Consider the following 19,090-nt stretch of genomic DNA (forward strand, 5'->3'; position numbering starts at 1 on the left):
CGGCATTGTCGGTACATTTCCGGGACCAGCCGCGCTCCCAATGTGCCATTCTGAGCCCATGGGGAGAACGGGACCGCTCGGCTTTCTCGGGGCCGACGCGCTGGTGAAACTGCTCGGCGCGCTGTGCCTGCGGCCGCGATTCGGGGATCGGCCGCGGAAACTCGACGAACAGTGCGAGTGGACCGACTACCAGGACGAGCGGTCCGAACGGCGCGGGCTGCCGATGGTGTGCCTGGTCCGGCCGCCGGAAAACGCCGATGTGCTGGCCGCCGTCGCGGATCGGCTCAAGACCGCGAAACCGCAGGGCAGCATCCGGTACGCGCGGCCCGGGCTCGCCGAGCACGAGGACCGGGACGAGGCGGGGGCGGCGACCGCGGACTCCGTCACCGTCGTCCGGGACGTCCTGCGGGAGGCGCGCAAGGAGCTCGGTGACAGCGCGACGGCGCACACCAGCCGGCTGCCGTTCCCGCTGTTCGACCTCGTCTACTGGCTGATGCTGCAGGACCACGACGGCCGTGATGATCCCGACGGCGTGCTGCGGCGGGCCATCCGGCGGATCAGCCTCGCCGAACGGTTCAGCTCGTCGGCCGAGGACGCGGTCAAGCAGCTGCCGGAGAACCAGGGCATCTGGAAGGTCTTCTCGCTGCTCGTGCGCGGGCTGACCCTGCTGACCTTCCGGATCGCGGTCACCGGGCGCGTCCCGCTGCTGTCCGGCCGGTACCGCTGGTTCCTGCGGCAGCCGCACCTGGCGCCGGAGATGTCCGGCAGCTTCGTGCGGTTCGCGCGGCGGCTCACCGAGGGGCAGTGGCAGGAGGAGGCGCCCGAATACGTCTGCCGCCTGCTGCTCAACGCGTTCCTCGAGGACCTGCGGCGCGCCTACCGGCTGCGGCCGTGGCGGGTGTGGCGGCGGCGCCGGATGACCTACCCGGTGCTGCTGCTGGACGAGGTGAGCGTCGGCAACGGCGGTTACCGCCTGCTGGAACTGGTCAACTCGGTCCGCAACCAGGTCGGCCTGTTCGACCCGCTGCTGGTGGTCAGCGCCAGCCCGGCGCCGCCGCCGGACGCGGTGCCGACCGCGCGCCGCCCGCAGTTCCAGGCGGAGCAGGCGCGCGCGGCCTACGTGGCCTGGCAGAACCAGCTCGAACGCGACCGGCGGGAACGGCAGCCGACCGCGTGGTACCTGCCGATCGGCGTCCGGCCGCCCGCCGACGCCGACGAGCCGAAGGTCCAGCAGATGCTGCAGACCCTCGGCAGCGACTACCGGTTCCGGCGGCAGGTCCGCCCGCCGTGGTGGGCGAGCCGGTGGACGCGGATCGGCGTGCCGGTCGTGGTGGTGGCGCTGGTCGCCGGGTTCGTCGCCTACCGCAGCCACGACACCTACGCCGAGCACTGCGGTTCGGACAACCCCTGGCTGACCTGGACCGGCAGCGAGTGCGTCGGCACCACGGACGGCGCCCAGGACCTCTTCCAGCCGTCGGACGCGACGATCCGGCAGGTCGAAGCGGTGGTGCTGGACCAGAACCACCGCGCGGAGAAGCTGCACGAGGCCCACCCGGAGCGGCCGTACATCACGCTCGTCGCGCTGGAGGCGCTGACGTCGTCCAACGACCTCGCGGAGGGGCTGACCAGCGAGCGCGAATCGCTGGAGGGCTTCGCGGTCGCCCAGCTGCGGCAGCTGAACGCCCCGGGGTCGGCCGACCCGATCGTCCGGCTGCTCATCGCCAACGCCGGCCGCGACATGCGCCAGGGCGTGCGGGTGGCGAACCAGCTGCGGCAGCAGGCCGAGCAGGACCGCAGCATCGTCGGCGTGGTCGGGCTGGACCTGAGCAGCCAGCCGACGCAGCAGACCATCGCCGCGCTGACCAACGCCGGGCTGCCGATGGTCGCCTCGACACTGTCCGCCGACCCGCTGGCCGACCTGAACCCGATGTACTTCCAGGTCACGCCGCAGAACCGGCGCGAGGCCGCGGTGGCGGCCGGGTTCGTCGAGCAGCTGCCGGGGCCGCGCGTGATCCGCGTCTACTACTCCGACGACGACGCCGACGTCTACAGCACCAACCTGCGCGACGACACGCTGAAGTCGTTCCGGGACAAGGGTTTCCAGGTCGAGGCGCGGGCGTTCACACCGGACGGCGGTCCCGGCGGGCCGCCGTCGCACCTGCGGTACGGCGAGACGCTGGTGGGCAACGCCGGCGCGGCGGGCCGCGACACCTGTTCCTACGACGGCTTCGTGTTCTTCGCCGGCCGGGGCGTCCCCGACTTCGGCCAGTTCATCAGCAGCGCCGCACTGTGCGGCAGCCGGGCCACCGTGATCGGCGACGACGACGTCACGCGGTTCGTCGCCGACCAGGGCGAACGCCAGCGCAACCGCGCGCTGCCGTACTACTTCATGTCGTTCGCCACCGCGCCGGTCACCGAGCCGAGGGGCGCGGCGCTCGACTTCTACACGACGCTGGACCAGACGCTGTTCCCGTTCGAGCGGACGCCGGAGGGCCGCTCGTACGACGGCCACGCCGCGCTCGCCTACGACGCCGCGCAGGTGATGATCGTCGCGGCGGCGTACCTGCGGGAGACCGCCGCCGAGATCCCGGTGACGCCGGGGGCGATCTGGCGCGAGATCACCGCCATCCACACCTCGCGCCCGGACGGCAAGCAGGTCAACAAGTACCTCGAAGGCGTCACCGGCATCATCGACTACGGCGGCGACATCAGCCGGAACGTGCCGCAGAACAAGCCGGTCGCGGTGATGGGGGTGGCCGGCGGCGAGGTCGACAAGTCGGTGCACGGCTTCTGCGGCGCCGCCAACGGCCCGACGTCCGACACCTGGTGCCCGCCCGATCCGTAAGCCTCCAGCGCCTAAAGGTCCAGACATCGGTTCTTTACGCGATGCCTGACGTCTGCTACAACCTTAAACAAGCTCATAGCCCGGTTCCGCGCTCAAGATTTGATCGATTCATCATATCTCTGGCTCCGGAAGGTGCTCCATGAGGTCGAACCGCCTGCTGCCCGTCGCCGTGCTGCTGGGTGCCGCGCTCACCGTCCCCGTCACCTCGCCCGCGCTCGCCGCCCCGGGTGACGCCGCGTTCTCCCCCGCGGCCGGCCGCCTCGACGTCGACTACGCCGGCTACCTGGCCAAGCACGACATCGTCTACAACCGGCCGAACACCAACCCGGACTACGGCCTGACCGTCGGCAACGGCCGCACCGGGGCGATGGTGTGGCAGGCGGGCGGCCTGACCATGCAGGTGTCGAACGTCGATGCGTCGCAGCAGACCGCGTTCGGGGCCGGCCTGGTCAACCTGGCCACCACCCCGGCGATGGACTCCGGTTACACCTCCTACCAGCAGCGGCTGTCCCTCTACGACGGGACGCTGACGACGAAGTACGACGCCAACCGGACCGTCACGATCATGGGCCAGCCCGGTTCCGAGGTCATGGGCATCCACGTCGACGACACCCGCGGCGGCGTGAGCAGCGTGACCCTCGAACTGTCGCTGTGGGACGTCGCGAACCTGGCCAACAGCGGCGACGTGCCCGACATCAGCACCTGGCGGCAGGTGTCCAGCTACGCCGACGCCAGTGGCGCCGGGATCAGCCGCGGCCAGGCCGACCCGCAGAAGTTCGGCTACACCCTCGCGGCCACCGTCGAAGGCGCGAACTACAGCGCCTCCGTCGTCAACAACAGCCGGGTGCGCCTCACCATCACCCCCACGTCGAGCTACACCGTGTGGTTCACAGCGAGCACCCGGCTCAACGCCGCCGGCAACAACTCCGTCAACCAGGCGAAAACCGCGCTCAACGCGGTCAAAGCCACCGGCTACCAAAGCACCTACACGGCCTACCGGAATTGGTGGCACAGCTTCTGGAGCAAGTCCTTCGTCCAGTACGGCGGGCTCGGCGGCGACGCCGACTACCTCGAGAACGTCTACTACCTTTCGACGTACCTGATCGCCGCCGGCGGCTACGGCAACTACCCGTACCACTTCATCAACGGCGTCTTCCGCGCGACCGGCGACCAGACGAAGTGGAGCAACGCCTACTGGTACTGGAACCAGCGCGACGTCTACAACTCTTTCCTGGCCTCGAATCACGTCGACCTCATGAACACCTTCAACAACCTCTACAGCCGCAACTACACCGCGCTGAAGTCCTACACCCGGACCCGGTACGGCGTCGACGGCTTGTGGGTGCCGGAAACCATGGGCTGGGACGGCAACGCGCGCGGTACGGTCGGCAGCGACTACACCAAGAACATCCTCTCCACCGGCTACGAAGCCGCGTACAACATGTACCTGCAGTACCGCTACACCAACGACGACAACTACCTGCGCACCGTCGCCTACCCGTTCATCCGGGAAACGGCGAAGTTCTACTCACGCATGCTTTCCGTCGACGGCAACGGCAAGTACTCCATGGCCAGTTCAAACGCGCACGAAACGTACTGGAACGTCCCGAACGCCATCACCGACCTCGCCGCCGTGCGCAGCATCTTCCCCATCGCCATCCAGGTTTCCCAGCAGCTCGGCGCCGACGCGAACCTGCGCCCCGAGTGGCAGCGCGTCCTCGGCAACCTCGTCGCCTACCCGCAGCAGAACGGCGCGTACCAGCCGCACCAGCCGCCACTGGCTCAGACGCGCAACAACGAGAACGTCGCCGCGGAGCTGATCTGGCCCTACAACGTCACCGGCATCGGCGCGCCCGACTACCAGACCGCCCTGAACGCCTGGAACAGCCGGCCGTTCCCCTACGGCAACGTCTGGGCCAACGACGCCGTGCAGGCCGCGCGGCTCGGGCTCGGCGACCAGACCTTCGACGGCGTGAAGCGGATGCTGCGGCAGTACCAGAACTACCCCAACGGGTTCACCAGCAACACCAACGGCGTCTTCGAGTACCACGGCGTCACCCTCTCCGCGATGAACGAGGCCCTGCTGCAGTCGTACAACGACAAGATCCGCGTCTTCCCGGCCGTGCCCGGAAACTCCGCGTTCGTCGGGAAGTTCACGCTGCTGGCGAAGAACGGCTTCCTCGTCAGCGCCGAGCGCGAGGCCAACGAGACGAAGTACGTCGGCCTGCGCAGCCAGTGGGGCGCCACCGCGCACGTCGTCAACCCCTGGAGCGGGCAGCAGGTGCGCGTGCGGCGCGCGTCGGACAACACGGTCCTTCTGACCACCACCGACGCGGAGTTCGAGTTCCCCACGGCCGGCGGCACCACCTACGTCGTCGAGCGCACCGCGAAGCCGCTGACCTCGTACGCGACGACCCGGCTGACCGGCAGCCCGAACCAGGGCGCCAAAGCCTTGAGCGGCACCGCTTCCACCCTGGGCCTCAACGCCGGCGGCGGCGGTCTGGTCAACGACACCGCCGCCGGCTACGACAGCAACTGGTTCGCCACCACCAACCGCGGTTACGGCGACTACAACGACGACACGCACCACTCGACCGTCGTCGGCGCCACCGCGAACTACTCCTTCACCGGCACCGGAATCCAGTACCTCTCCGAGCGCAACGGCGACATGGGCACCGTCGACGTCTACCTCGACAACACCTTCCAGGCGACCGTGGACCTGCACGCCGACGGCGCGCGGCAGGTGCAGCAGGTGGTCTGGCAGAAGAGCGGGCTGAGCGCGGCGCAGCACACCGTCCGGATCGTCAACCGCAGCACGTCCGTCGGCATGATCGACGCTTTTCGCGTCACCGCTTAGGCACTTTGCGGAGTCCACAGTGGACTCTCATGGTGAGCGGGAGTCGGCACCGTTGGGCCGGATGGGTGGCCACCGCACACCACCGGTCACCACCCGCCACCACCGGCTCCTTCGCGAATCCGCGATCCCGGCGGCCGTGGCCGGAGGAATCGGCAGCGCCCCGCCGATCGGCCGCAGCGATCCGTAGAATTACGCCGTGCGCAGCGAAGATCAATTCATGATCGTCGATCAAGAATACGCACCGCCATTCTGGTGAAATCCCGGTTTTGGGGCGCACCAACGCATTGCCACGCGGTTCGCAGGTCCCTACAGTCACCTGCCTGACTCCGGGAATTATTCACCCGGCTTCTTTGGATTCGGTACATCAACCATCATCTCCGTCAAGGAGCAGGTCTTGTTTGGAATCGCCAGGAGCAGCCGGGATCGCGCTCTTCGCGCCACCCTCGCCCTCGCGGCCGCCACCGTCGTCACCCTCGTCACCGGCTGCGGGGCACTCGGTTCGACCGATTCGAAAGCCTCTGCGGGCACCGGCCTGGAGAAGACGGCGCTGAAGGTCTCGATCCTGCCCACCACGGACCTCGGGCCGTTCTGGCTGGCCCAGGACAGCGGCTTCTTCAAGGACGAGGGCCTCGACGTCCAGTCCGTGGTCGCCGCCAGCGGGCAGGCCTCGCTGACCAAAGCGATCTCGGGTGAGGCCGACATCGCGTTCTCGACCTACCCGCCGTTCTTCATCGCGAAGAGCACCGGCGCCGCCGACATGGAACTGGTCGCCGACGCGACGTCGGTCAACGCCAAGACCAACGCGATCGTCACCGTGCCGAATTCGCCGGTGAAGACGATCTTCGACCTGGCGGGCAGCAAGATCGCCATCACGGCCAAGAACACCGCGTCGGATCTGCTCACCCGCTCGGTGATGCAGGACCACGGCGTGGACTTCGGCAAGGTGAAGTGGGTGCTGATCCCGCTGCCGAACATCGCGGCGGCGTTGCAGCAGGGCGAGGCCGACGCCGCGTACCTGCCGGAGCCCTACATCACGCAGGCCGCCAAGACGGCCGGCGCGATCCCGGTGATCGACATCAACACCGGCGCGACCCAGGACTTCCCGCTGACCGGCTTCGGCGCGACGAAGAAGTGGGTGCGGGAAAACCCGAAGACGCTGGCCGCGTTCCAGCGGGCGATGCAGAAGGCCACCCACGAGGCCACCAACGACCGCGCCAAGGTCGAGCCGCTGCTGGTGCGGTTCGCCAAGATCGACGAGGACACGGCCAAGCTGCTCACCCTGCCGGGCTACGGGTCGAGCCTGGACTCACGGCGGCTGCAGCGGGTGCCGGACCTGCTGCTGCAGCTCGGCGCCATCCCGTCGCCCATCGACGTGAACACGATGCTCGGGCCACAGCCGGGCAAGTGACGCGGGCCGCTCCGCCCGGGGCGATCTTCGTGGCAGGATGGCCGGGTGCCGCCCGAACCCGTTGTGGACCTGCGCGATCCGGCCATCCTCGACGACCCCCTGTCCGGCTACGACCGCATCCTCGCCGAGTCACCGGTCTGCTGGGCCCGGCTGCCCGGCGGCGAGGAGGGCTGGCTGGTCACCCGGAGCGACGACGTCCGCGCCGTGCTCTCCGACCCGGCCGTGCGCAACGATCCCACCGGCCTGCCGGGGGTGGGTGCCCAGACGCAGGAGCAGGCGTTCCTCGCGCTGGGCACGCCCCCGGAACACCTGCCCTACCTGCGGGCGAGCCTGCTCAGCCTGGACGGTGCCGAGCACACCCGGCTGCGCCGCAGCATCAGCCACGCCTTCGGCGCCGCCCAGGTCGCCACGCTGCGGCCCCGGGTGCAGGAGATCGTCGACGAGCTGCTCGACGGCTTCGCCGCGGCGGAGACGGTGAACCTGCTCGACGAGTACGCCTACCCGCTGGCCATGGCCGTGGTCTGCGAACTGGTCGGGGTCCCCGAAGCCGACTGGGCGGACTGGTGGCGCTGGGGCAAGGTGCTCGTCGGCGGCGACCCGGCGCAGATCACGCCGACGCTGGGCGAGATGTTCGCCTTCTGCCACGCGCTGATCGACCGGCGCCGCGCCGAGCCGCGCGACGACCTGATCAGCCAGGTCGTCGCCAAGGACGACCTGACCGACGTCGACGCCGTGGCCGTCCTGGTGTTCCTCGTGCTCGCCGGGCACGAAACCATGGCGCACATGCTGTCCAACGCGGCGCTCGCCCTGATGCGCGACCCCGCCCAGCGGGAGCTGCTGCGTACCGAGCCCGAGCTCTGGCCGGCCGCGGTGCGCGAGCTGGTGCGCACCGACGGCCCGGTGCAGCTCGCCCGGCTGCGCTACGCCGCGACCGACCTCGAGGTCGGCGGCGTGCGGATCAGCGCGGGTGACGCCGTGCAGGCGGTGCTCGGGGCGGCCAACCGCGATCCCGCGCAGTTCGCCCACCCCCACGACACCGACGTGCGGTGGCAGGCTCTGTACGGCGGCCGCGAGGGCAGCGTCGGATTCGGCTGGGGGCCGCACTTCTGCCTCGGCGTCGCGCTGGCGAAGCTGGAAGCCGAGGTCGCGCTGAGCACCCTGTTCGCCCGCTTTCCCGAGGTGTCCCCGGTGACCGAGCCGGCGTGGGTGCCGTTGCCGCGCGGGCGCCACCGCGTCAACCTGGACGTCCGCCTGCGCTGATCGTCGCTACGCCCGCGCGTAAAAGCCGACCGGCATCGTCACCTCGGCGCTCGACGCCCCGCACTCGAGCATCCACAGCGCCGCGGCGGGCCCGAGGTCCCGGCCCAGTGCGCCGAGGGCGTCCGGATCGGGGGCGACCGCGCGCGCCTGCGCCACCCCGCGCGTGAACGCGTCCGGGTCCCAGCCGTCCGGGACGGCGTCGCCGAGGCAGCGCGCTCCCTCGGTCATCGCGGTCAGCTTCGCGGCCGGTAGCGGGTCGGTGACGCCGAGCAGGCCGTGGGTGCGCTCCCCGGCCAGCACCCCCATCCAGCGCGAGGTGTCCGGCGTCGGGCTGGGTCCGGTCCAGCGGGGGCGCGCGTCCATGTCCGGGAGAGTTTCGGGGACGCCGGACACGGCCCAGCGGCCGGCCCACTCGACGGCCAGGCCGGGGGCGCTGCGGGTGGCGGGGTTGTGGAAGCGGGCCATGTCCCACCGGGTGCCGACCGCGACGGCGGCGAGGTCGCGGTGCGGCCAGACCCGCGCCTCCCACCAGAAGCCCCACGGGAACGCCGCCGTGTGGCCCCACCACCAGTCGTCACCCAGCGCCGGGTCGGCGAGCTCGAGCGTCAGGCCGGAGAACGACGGCGCGCCGTGGCTGGGCCGGGCGACCCGCGGCGTCACCATGGCCGCGAGCGACTCCGGCCGGACGAGTCCGCGGTCGCCGCGGGCGGTGCGCAGCAAGGACTGCAGCAGCCGCCCGGCGTCCGCGGCGCTGGTGTGCATCCCGACGCCCGGGTAGGCCGAGGTGCGCAGCGGCGGGCTCGGCACGCACCAGTCGCCGAAGGCCATGTACCCCGTCGCCCGGTCGGTGCCCCGGCCCGGCGCCCCGGTCGCCCACGGGTTCCGCGTGCCGTCGTCGATGCTCGTGCCGGTCATCCCGGCCGGGGCGAAGACGTCCCGGTGGACGCGCGCGCCGTAGGCGTCCCCGGTCAGGTGCTCGAGCGCACCGCCCAGCACGCCGACGCCGAAGCTGGAGTACGAGTACGGACCCGGCGTCGTCACCAGCGGCAGCGCCCCGCCGTACTCGACCGCGCGCCCGGCTTCGTGGCGACGGCGGACGTAGTCGAGGACCGGTTCGGCCGGCGCCTCGAACGCCGTGGCCGTGACGATGTCGTTGTAGTAGCCGCCCTGGTGGGCCGCCAGCATGGCCGTGGTGACGGGCGCCGCGCCGGGACCGCGCAGCCCCGCGGGCAGCAGCGCGTCGATCGGCGTGTCCAGGCCGACTTCGCCCGCCTCGACCAGCTGCATGAAGGCCAGTCCCGTGACGGGCTTGGTGAGCGACCCCGCCGGCGCCACGGTCTCGGCGGTCATCGGCGCGCCCGCGGCCAGGTCCGCGAACCCGGTCGCGGCCGTGCGCAGCTCGGTGCTCGTCGCCACCGCGACGGCGACCCCGGGCGTGCCGGTGACCGCCGCCAGCCGCGGCAGGACGGAGTCGAGCGCCGTCATCACATCGTCGAGCATGATCCTCCTCGTCAGGCCGCCAAGGATGCCCTAGTCGCGGCCCGTCCGGAAGGTGATCATCCGGTGCGCTTCCCCGCGGTGAAGTGGGGCAGGACCATCTCCACCAGGGCCGCCACGTCGTTGTCCGCCATGGGTTCGCCGGTCATGCCCATGCGGTGGAGCAGGGTGCCGACGACGACGTCGATGAAGAACAGGACCCGGTTCGCCGGCTCGTCGAGGGCGTCCTGGAGCGCCTCGCGGTACGGGTCCTGCAGGCGGGCGGCCAGGATCTCGCGCAGGGCCGGGTCGCTGACGGCGTCGCTGAACACGCCCGCGAACGCGTCGCCCACCCCGGGCTCGGCGATCTTCGCCGCGATCCAGCGGATCGACGACGCCATCAGCTCCACCCGGCTCGCGCCCGTCAGGGGCAGCGGGCCGAACGCGTCCAGGAGGCAGTCCACGATCAGCTCGCCCTTCGAGGGCCAGCGGCGGTAGATCGTCGTCTTGGCGACGCCGGCCGCGGTGGCGATGCGCTCCACCGTGGCCGCGTAGCCGAGGGCGTGGACCGTGCGCAAGGTGGCCGCGAAGACCACCTCGTTGACGCCGGTGCGGGGGCGGCCGGGGGGCCGGGCGGAATTCATGGCCGGACGATACCGGTTTTCGCTACCCTTGGTATCGATACCTGAGGTAGCGTAATTGGCGAAGCGAGGAGAAGCGCATGAGCGAAACCACCTTGGCCCAGCGGCCGCCCGAGCCCGACTGGTCGGCCATCACCGACGAGGAACTGGTTGCCTACCGCGAGGCGGAGAACCGCGTCCGGGCGTCCGCGGCGGCGCGGGTGATCACCGGGGAACCGGATCCCGGCGCCGCGATCGCGTGGCAGGAACTGGCGTTGCCCGGCCGCGACCTGCCGGTCCGGGTGCACCGGCCGGTCGCGGGCAACGACGTCCTGCCGCTCGTGCTCCACGTGCACGGCGGCGGCTTCGTGGGCACGGCGGCGCAGTGCGACTGGGTCACCAGCCACGTCGCCGCCCGGCTGCCCGCGGTCGTCGTCTCGGTCGAGCACCGGCTCCTCGACGCCGTCACCCCGCTGGCGGCGGCCGTCGACGACGGCTGGGACGCGTTGCGGCACCTGCTGGACCACGCCGGGCCGTGGGGGATCGACCCGGCGCGGACCGCCGTCTTCGGCGAGAGCTGCGGTGCCTTGATCTGCGCGCTGGCCGCGATCCGGGCCGAGGACGCCGGCCTGCCGCTGCGGGCGCAGGTGCTGGTCAACCCCGCCGTCGACGCGACCGCCACGATGCTCGACTACCCGTCGGCCACCGAGTACGACGGCAGCCCGACGCTCACCACCGGGCAGCTGCGGCTGTTCCAGCGGCTCGCCGTGCCGCCGGGCGCCGACGCCCGCGCGGTTTCCCCGCTGTACGCCGAAAACCTCGACGGACTGGCGCCGGCGCTCGTGGTGGTGCCGACCGACGACCCGGTGGCCGACCACGGCCGTCGTTACGCCGGGCGGCTGCGCGCGGCCGGGACTTCCGTGCGGCTCAGCGAATACCCCGGCGCCGGGCACGCGTTCCTCAGCATGCCGGGCGTGGCGCCGCAGGCCGGGGCCGCGCGGGCGGAGATCCTCGAGTTCCTCCGCACTGCCCTCGACGCGGGAGCGGACCGGTGACCCGCACCGAGCGCGGGGCGGCTCGGCCGTCTCGCGCTGAGGACACCTCCGGCGACACAAGCTTGCGCCGCCGCTGAGCTGGACCGGAGCAGCGCGCTCCCGGCCGTGACGCTGTCGTGGCGGCGGCCTGACCGGAGCGGCCGAGACGGTCTTCACCGGCCGGCTGTTTGACCGGCGAAGACCGTCTCGCCCCCGGCTTACCCCGCACGGGCCCGGGCGAACCGCCGGTACCCGAAAGAGTTCACCGCACCGGACCAGCGCCCCGCCGTGGTCCGTCCATTGTGGACGCTCCGGCCGGTTCTGCTGCATTCGGCGGCTGACATGTCCGGTGGACAACGTTGACAGTGGATCAGCAGGTCTGCGTGGACAAGGGAGTGCGCGTGTTCCGATCACCGTCGCTGAAGCTGATCCACACCCTGGTCGCCGTCGTGACGGGCGTCGCCACGGTCACCGGTGTCGCCGCCGCCCAGGACCTCGGACCCCAGCAGGTGGACCAAGCCGTCGTCCAGGACGGGCACGCGCGGTTCGAGGTGCTGACGCCGACGCTGATCCGGCTCGAATACGCGGGCGACGACCGGTTCCAGGACCTGACCACCTTCAACGCCGTCAACCGGTCCTTCCCCGCACCGGCCTACACGACCACGGTGACCGGCGGCGTCCGCGAGATCAGGACCGCGGGCCTGACCCTGCGGTACCGGCAGAACAGCGGCCCGTTCACCCGCGACAACACGTCGGTGCTGCTCACGACGACGAACGTGACCGTCGCTCCCCTGTTCCCGTCCTACTGCGCCTTCGGCACGGCCTGCGAAGCCGAAAACGGCGTCCCGGGCGGGTCGGCGGCCACCGCCTACGACCACACCGGCAACACCGGCTCGGGCTTCCTCGCCGGCTTCACCTCGGTCGGGGCGTCGCTCGCCCAGGACGTCTCGGCGGTGCCGTCGGCCGGGCAGTACCGGCTCACCGTCCGCTACGCGAACGCCCAGGGCGGCGACGGCCAGACCACCACGCGCACGCTGTCCACCACCGTCAACGGCGCGCCCGGGCCGAAGCTCTCGCTGCCGGCGACGTCGTCCTGGAACACCTGGGTGACCGCGTCGGTGACGGTCCCGCTGAACGCCGGGACGAACGCCGTCCGGATCGACCGCAAATCCGGCGACTCGGGCAACGTCAACCTCGACAGCCTCGCCGTCACCACGGCCACCGGGGCCTACCCCGCCGCCGACACCTCGCTGCTCACCACGGCCTACGGCGCCGGCCCCAAGTCCGTGCTCGGCGGCTGGGACCGCTCGCTGGACAACCCGGAGGCCGTCCCGACGCCGCAGCACCCGGGCCTGCTCGACCGCGACGGCTGGTACCTGCTCGACGACACGCGCTCGGCGGTCCTCAACGCCGACCGCACCGTCACGGACCGGGCGTCGCACGGCGCGCAGCCCTACCAGGACGGCTACTTCTTCGGCTACGGCAAGGACTTCAAGCAGGGCCTGGGCGATCTCAACGCCCTCACCGGCGGCACGGCGCTGCTGCCCCGGTCCGCCTACGGCGTCTGGTTCTCCCGCTACTTCGCCTACTCCGACAACGACTACCGCACCTCGCTGCTGCCGAAGTTCCGCTCGAGCTTCACCCCGATCGACTGGCTGGTCGTCGACACCGACTGGAAGTCGCCGTCGCAGTGGAACGGCTGGAACTGGAACACCGGGCTCTTCCCGGACCCGCAAGGGTTCCTGAACTGGACGAAGCAGCAGGGCCTCGCCGTCTCGCTCAACATCCACACGTCCATCGCGGGCAACGACCCGCGCTTCGCGGCGGCGAACGCCACGGCGGGCGGCCTGATCGCCGACGGCTCGAACTACGTGTGGGACTGGTCGAACCCGGCGCACCTGCGCTCCTACTTCGACCTGCACAAGCCGTTCGACGCCCAGGGCGTCCGGACGTGGTGGCTGGACTACTGCTCCGGCTGCGGCCGGTCGACGGCGTCGGACACCGGTGTCGCGCCGGACAACTTCATCAACCAGGCCTACGCCGACCACGCGGCGGCCCAGGGCCTGCGCGGCTTCTCCTTCGGCCGCATCGGCGGCGCCGAACAGGGCGGCATCCACAGCAGCTACCCGCTCGGCCCGTGGTCGGAGCGCCGCAACACCCTCCAGTTCACCGGCGACACCCCGCTGAGCTGGGACATGCTCGCCTACGAAGCCCGCTTCACGCCGGACGAGGCGGCCGCCGGGCTCAGCAACGTCAGCCACGACATCGGCAGCTTCCACGGCGGGCACCTGCCCGACGACCTCTACGCGCGGTGGCTGCAGCTGGGTGCGTTCCAGCCGATCGACCGGCTGCACTCCGACCACGGCGACCGGCTGCCGTGGGACTACCCCGGCGCGGCGGGCGACAGCGCGGAGAAGTTCCTGCGGCTGCGCGAATCGCTGGTGCCCTACACCTACACCCTCGCCAAGCAGGCGAACCAGACCGGCGTGCCGATCACCCGGCCGCTCTACCTGAATTACCCGGACCAGGACGCGGCCTACACCCACCCGCAGGAGTACCTGTACGGCGACAACGTCCTCGTCGCGCCGATCACCACCGCAAGCGGCTCGGTCTCCGCGTGGATCCCGCCGGGCACCTGGACCGACTACTTCACCGGGACCGTCTACACGGGACCGTCGACGGCGACGATCACCAAGCCGCTGTCGGAGATGCCGGTGCTCGTCAAGGCGGGCGGCGTGGTGCCGCTGCGCACGAACTACGCCGACAACGCCGCCGCGCCGCTCGACCAGCTCACGCTGAACGTGACGGCCGGCGCCGACGGGAACTTCTCGCTGTACGAGGACTCCGGTGAAGGCGCCGGAGCGTCGTCGACGACCCGGTTCGGCTGGCAGGACGCCGCGAAGACGCTGACGGTCGACGCGGCCGCCGGCACCTCCCCGGCCAAGGCCTACACCCTGCGGCTGGCCAACACGGCCGCGCCGACGGCGGTTTCGGTCGACGGGCAGCGGCTGCCCGAGACGGCGTGGGCGTACAACGCGCACTCCCGCACGGTCACCGTGACGACGGCGAGCCTGCCGTCGAACGCCCGGCACACCGTCACCCTGACCGGCACCGCCGCCGACAACCCGGCGGCGGGCCAGGTGACCGGACGCGGCGGCCTGTGCCTCGCCGTCCACGGCGGCGCGTCGGCCGACGGCACGGCGCTGGAACTGGCCGCCTGCGACCACTCGGCGGGCCAGCAGCTCACCCCGCCGAGCGGTGGTGGCACGGTGCGCGTGCTCGGCAAGTGCCTCGACCTCGCCGGCGGCTCGACGGCCGCCGGCACGCCGGTCCAGCTCTACACCTGCAACGGGACGGCCGCGCAGGCGTGGAGCCTGACCACGGCGGGCAAGCTGCTGAACGCCGGCCGGTGCCTGGCCGCCACGACGGCGGGCGACGGGATGCGCCTGGCCGACTGCGCCGACACCGCCGACCAGGCCTGGCGCTTCCCGCCGGCGCCGGTCACCGGGCCGGCCGGGCTGTGCGCCGACGTCGTCGACGCCTACCCCGCGTCGGGCAGCGGGGTGCAGCTCTACGGCTGCAACGGCACCGACGCGCAGCGGTGGTCCGCGCCGGGTGATGCGTCGCTGCGGACGCTGGGGAAGTGCCTCGACGTCGTCAACGCCGGCACCGCGAACACCACCCCGGTCCAGCTGTGGGACTGCAACGGAAGCGCCGCGCAGCAGTGGGTCGCGGGTGCGGGCGGGGCGCTGCGCAACGTCGGCTCCGGGCGGTGCCTCGACGACCCGGACAACGCCGGGAAGGCCGGTGACCGGCTGCGGATCTACGACTGCAACTCCTCCGCCGCGCAACGGTTCGGTTTGGGGTCCTGACCACTGCGGCGGCGACCGGCGCGGGTTAGAATCACACCAAGTCGCGGCACCCCCGGACCCCGGTGGCCGAACACGCACCACTCGCCGATCGGGAGCAGCTGATGAACAGCGTTCAGCACGCGACCAGACCCCTCCTCACGCGAGAGTTCACCCGCCGGGCCGCCGGCGCCTGGATCCGCGCGGCCGACGCCGGGCTGATCGACGCCGCCGAGCTCGTCTGGCTGCTGAGCCACCTGCCCGGCGTTCCGGCCGACCGGACCGGCGCCGAGGTGGACGGATGACGACCGACAGCCGCACGCGGCCGGTGCTCACCTGGCAGTCCGCCGAAACCGATCTTCCCGGGCGGATGCTGACGCTGGTCTACCGCGTCGCGAAGCAGACCGGGCGCTCCCAGCGCACGAGCACGGCGTTGTGCCGCCGGGTGCTGGCCGCGGCCCCGGAGGTGGACCGGCGGTGCCGGGACGCGGCCGCCGAGCGGCAGGTGCGGGCCCGCGTGCTGGTGGTGCTGCGGGCGGACCTGGCGCCGCGGATCGAGCGCGCCACGCTGGACGCGGCCCTGCGCGACGCCGTCCTGCTCGACGAGGTGACGCAGCTGCCGCCGCGGCAGCGGTTCGCCCTGTGGTCCACCGCCGTCGACCGCCTCACGACCGCCGAACTCGCCACGCGCACGGGCTGGACGCCGCCGCAGATCGCCCGGCTGCTGCGGGCCGCGCTGCGGACCGTGACCTCGAGCGCGACGCTCCCGGAGTGAGAACCGGCACTCGACCTCGGGGACCACGCTGCGGACGCCGGACGGCCGGGAGAGACTTGACCCGTGTCCAGCAACGAACCCTCTGAGCCGCCGCCGCTGGTGATCCCCGACGAGCAGCCGGCCTTGCAGTGCAGTGTCAGCCGCCGTGGCAGCGCGGTCGTCGTCGCCGTGGCCGACGAGCTCGACCTCCTGACCGTCCCGGAGTTCAGCAGGACCCTGACCGCCATCCAGGCGGCCGCGGCCGGGCCCGTGGTGCTGGACCTGACGGCGGTGACCTTCCTCGACTCGAGCGGCATCAACGCCATCGTCCGCGCCAGCCGCGACGCCGACGACAACCCCACGCGGCTACGGGTGGTGGCGGACGGCCCGACGGTCCTCAAGACCATCCAGCTCGCCGGCGCGCACGAACTGATCACCCTGGTCCCGACGGTCGACGACGCCCTGGCCCTGCCCTGACCCGGCCCTGACGCGATCGGTGCGGCCAGGCTCGGCGCGGCCAGGCTCGGCGCGGCCGGCGTCGGTGCGGCTGGCCTCGATGCCGCCGGGCTCGGCGCGGCCGGGCTCAGTGCGGCCAAGCTCGGTACCGCCGGGCTCGATACGGCCAGGCTCGATGCGACCGGCTTCGGCGCGGCAGGCTCGGTGCACCTGGTCTCGGTGCGACCAGGCTCTGCGCGACCGGCCTCGATGCGACCAGGATCGGTGCCGCCAGGCTCGATGCACCGGGCCTCGGCGCGGCCGGGCTCGGCGCGACCGGCCTTGGTGCGGCAGCCTCGGCGCGACCGGCCTCGATGCGACCGGGATCGGTGCCGCCAGGCTCGATGCGACCGCCCTCGCTACGGCTAGGCTCGGTGCGACCGGCCTTGGTGCGGCAGCCTCGATGCGGCCAGGCTCGATGCGACCGCCTTCGATGCGGCCAGACTCGGCGCAGCCAAGCTCGATGCGACCAGGCCTCGATGCCGGCCAGGCTCAGTGCGGCCAGGCCTCGATGCGGCCAGACTCAGCGCGACCGGCCTCGATGCGGCCAGACTCAGCGCGACCGGCCTCGATGCGGCCAGACTCGATGCGGCCCGACTCGGTGCGGCCAGACTCGGCGCGACCGGCCTCGATGCGGCCAGAGTCAGTGTGGCCAGGCTCGGTGCGGCCGACACCCTGACACGCACGGAGCGGGGGCACCGGATTCCGGTGCCCCCGCTCGGTCGTTCTCCCGCGTCCGTCAGACGGTGTGCGGGCTGTGCGCGACGGTGTTCCAGCCCGAGGCGATGACGCCGGCGTCGCCGCCGTTGCCCGCCCAGCCCGAGTTGCCGCCGGTGGTGGTGCTGGTGTTGCCCGCGTCGCCGGTCCAGCCGGTGGCGCCGGTGTCACCCGAGTTGCCCGAGGTCACCGTGGTGGCCGACTTCGTGCCGCTCTCGTCGTTCCAGCCACCGTGGTGGCGGCCCTGCTGCTCGTGTCCACGGGTCGACGTGACGGCGGTGTTGCCGCCGGTCGAGCCCGAGTCGCCCGAGTTGCCGGACGTGCCGCTCACCGCGTCGTTGCCGCTGGTGGCGTTGCCGGCGTCGCCGGAGTTGCCACCGTTGCCGCCGGTCGCGGTGCCGGTGACCGTGCCGGAGACGCTGCTGGTGCCGCCCTGGTTGTGACGGTTCCAGCGGTGCCCACCGTTGTTGTTCGTGGCGGAGTTCTTGCCGGTGCTCACGACGGTGGCGTCGCCACCGTTGCCCGCCCAGCCCGAGTTCCCGCCGGTGGTGGTGCTGGTGTTCGTGGCGTCGCCGGTCGAGCCGGTGGCGCCGGTGTCACCCGAGTTGCCCGAGGTCACCGTGGTGGCCGACTTCGTGCCCTCGTGCTTCCAGCCACCGTTGTCCCAGCCACCGTTGTCCCAGCCACCGTTGTTCCAGCCGCCGTGGTTCCAGCCGCCGTTCTGGTGGCCGCGGCCGTTGTCCTGGCCGCCCAGGGTCCACACGATGGCGGTGTTGCCGCCGGTGGAGCCCGAGTCACCCGAGTTGCCGGAGTTCCCGGTCACCGCGGAGTTGTGGCTGGTGGCGTTCCCGGCGTCGCCGGAGCCGCCACCGTTGCCACCCTTGGCGGTGCCGGTGACCGAACCCAGGACGCCCGTGTCGCCGCCCTGACGGTTCCAGCCCCAGCCGTGCCCACCGTTGTTCGTGGCGGAGTTGTGGCCGGTGCCGGCCGCGGTGGCGTCGCCACCGTTGCCCGCGCCGCCCGAGTTCCCGCCGGTGGTGGTGCTGGTGTTCGTGGCGTCGCCGGTCGAACCGGTGGCGCCGGTGTTCCCGGAGTCACCCGAGGTCACCGAAGTGGTGCACTGCGCCAGCAGGCACAGGCCGTAGGCGCTGTTGCCACCGGTCGAGCCGGAGTTCCCGGAGTTGCCCGAGTTCCCCGACGTCGCGGAGTTGCTGCTGGTGGCGTTCCCGGCGTCGCCGGAGTTGCCACCGTTGCCGCCCTTCGCGGTACCCGTGACGGTCCCGAGCACCTTGCCGACACCGCGGGCGCCCCGCGAGTCCGCGGTGTTCTTGCCCGAGACCACCGACGTCCCGGAGCCGCCGTTACCGGCGTTCCCGGAGTGACCACCGGTGGTGGTGCTGGTGTTCGAGGCGTTCCCGGTCGAGCCGGTCGCGCCCGTGTTCCCGGAGTTGCCCGAGGACACCGTGGTGTTGCACTTGGCCAGCACACAGACGCCGTAGGCGCTGTTGCCGCCGGTGGAACCGGAGTTGCCCGAGCTGCCGGAGTTCCCGCTGACAGCGGTGTTGCCGCTGGTCGCGTTGCCGCCGTTGCCCGAGGTCCCGCCGTTGCCGCCGGTGGCGGTGCCGGTCACGACCGAGTGCAGCGTGTTGCCGAGCCCGCCGAGCGGGTTCGTGGTGCCGGTGTCCGCACTGGCCACCGCACTGCCCAGCAGGACGAACCCGCCGGAGATGAATGCGGCGGTCAGGCCGCGTCGCACGTACTTGTGCATGACTTCCC

At 71.8% G+C, this 19,090-nt stretch carries 12 protein-coding genes; 9 read left to right on the forward strand and 3 right to left on the reverse strand.

The window, feature by feature from the left end:
- Window positions 1-58: 58 nt before the first annotated feature.
- From MUY22_RS01930 to MUY22_RS01945, 4 genes are all read left to right on the forward strand, one after another.
- Window positions 59-2,845, forward strand: coding sequence for a hypothetical protein (locus MUY22_RS01930; RefSeq protein ID WP_247056360.1), 2,787 nt, complete (start codon window positions 59-61; stop codon window positions 2,843-2,845).
- A gap of 139 nt (window positions 2,846-2,984) precedes the next feature.
- Window positions 2,985-5,702 carry a hypothetical protein gene (locus tag MUY22_RS01935; RefSeq protein WP_247056362.1) on the forward strand — a complete coding sequence of 906 codons (2,718 nt, stop codon included), beginning with the start codon at window positions 2,985-2,987 and terminating at the stop codon, window positions 5,700-5,702.
- A 394-nt stretch (window positions 5,703-6,096) separates the two neighbouring features.
- Entirely contained in the window at window positions 6,097-7,110 is a 1,014-nt protein-coding gene (locus tag MUY22_RS01940; protein ID WP_247056364.1) for an ABC transporter substrate-binding protein, read from the forward strand.
- A 45-nt stretch (window positions 7,111-7,155) separates the two neighbouring features.
- Complete coding sequence (locus MUY22_RS01945; protein WP_247056366.1) at window positions 7,156-8,370, forward strand: cytochrome P450; 1,215 nt, start codon at window positions 7,156-7,158, stop codon at window positions 8,368-8,370.
- A gap of 6 nt (window positions 8,371-8,376) precedes the next feature.
- Here the strand turns inward: MUY22_RS01945 and MUY22_RS01950 are convergent, their stop codons facing one another.
- Together MUY22_RS01950 and MUY22_RS01955 are read right to left on the reverse strand one after the other, a co-directional pair.
- Complete coding sequence (locus MUY22_RS01950; RefSeq protein WP_247056367.1) at window positions 8,377-9,870, reverse strand: serine hydrolase; 1,494 nt, start codon at window positions 9,868-9,870, stop codon at window positions 8,377-8,379.
- A 56-nt stretch (window positions 9,871-9,926) separates the two neighbouring features.
- Window positions 9,927-10,490, reverse strand: coding sequence for a TetR/AcrR family transcriptional regulator (locus tag MUY22_RS01955; protein ID WP_247056368.1), 564 nt, complete (start codon window positions 10,488-10,490; stop codon window positions 9,927-9,929).
- A 77-nt stretch (window positions 10,491-10,567) separates the two neighbouring features.
- Between MUY22_RS01955 and MUY22_RS01960 the strand changes: the two genes are divergently transcribed.
- The 5 genes from MUY22_RS01960 to MUY22_RS01980 all read left to right on the forward strand — a co-directional run bounded on the left by MUY22_RS01960 (window position 10,568) and on the right by MUY22_RS01980 (window position 16,579).
- Window positions 10,568-11,521, forward strand: a complete 954-nt coding sequence (locus MUY22_RS01960) for an alpha/beta hydrolase (protein ID WP_247056369.1) — start codon at window positions 10,568-10,570, stop codon at window positions 11,519-11,521.
- Between the two features lie 380 nt (window positions 11,522-11,901).
- Window positions 11,902-15,372, forward strand: coding sequence for a ricin-type beta-trefoil lectin domain protein (locus tag MUY22_RS01965; RefSeq protein ID WP_247056371.1), 3,471 nt, complete (start codon window positions 11,902-11,904; stop codon window positions 15,370-15,372).
- 101 nt (window positions 15,373-15,473) lie between these two features.
- Window positions 15,474-15,653 carry a hypothetical protein gene (locus tag MUY22_RS01970; RefSeq protein ID WP_247056374.1) on the forward strand — a complete coding sequence of 60 codons (180 nt, stop codon included), beginning with the start codon at window positions 15,474-15,476 and terminating at the stop codon, window positions 15,651-15,653.
- Complete coding sequence (locus MUY22_RS01975; protein ID WP_247056376.1) at window positions 15,650-16,123, forward strand: sigma factor-like helix-turn-helix DNA-binding protein; 474 nt, start codon at window positions 15,650-15,652, stop codon at window positions 16,121-16,123. The genes MUY22_RS01970 and MUY22_RS01975 overlap by 4 nt, the downstream gene beginning before the upstream one ends.
- Window positions 16,124-16,186: 63 nt before the next feature.
- Complete coding sequence (locus MUY22_RS01980) at window positions 16,187-16,579, forward strand: STAS domain-containing protein (protein ID WP_247056378.1); 393 nt, start codon at window positions 16,187-16,189, stop codon at window positions 16,577-16,579.
- Window positions 16,580-17,336: 757 nt separating this feature from the next.
- Here the strand turns inward: MUY22_RS01980 and MUY22_RS01985 are convergent.
- Window positions 17,337-19,082, reverse strand: a complete 1,746-nt coding sequence (locus MUY22_RS01985) for a hypothetical protein (protein WP_247056380.1) — start codon at window positions 19,080-19,082, stop codon at window positions 17,337-17,339.
- Between the last annotated feature and the right edge of the window lie 8 nt (window positions 19,083-19,090).

Origin of the sequence: Amycolatopsis sp. WQ 127309 (assembly GCF_023023025.1) — a bacterium.
Lineage (GTDB): Bacteria > Actinomycetota > Actinomycetes > Mycobacteriales > Pseudonocardiaceae > Amycolatopsis.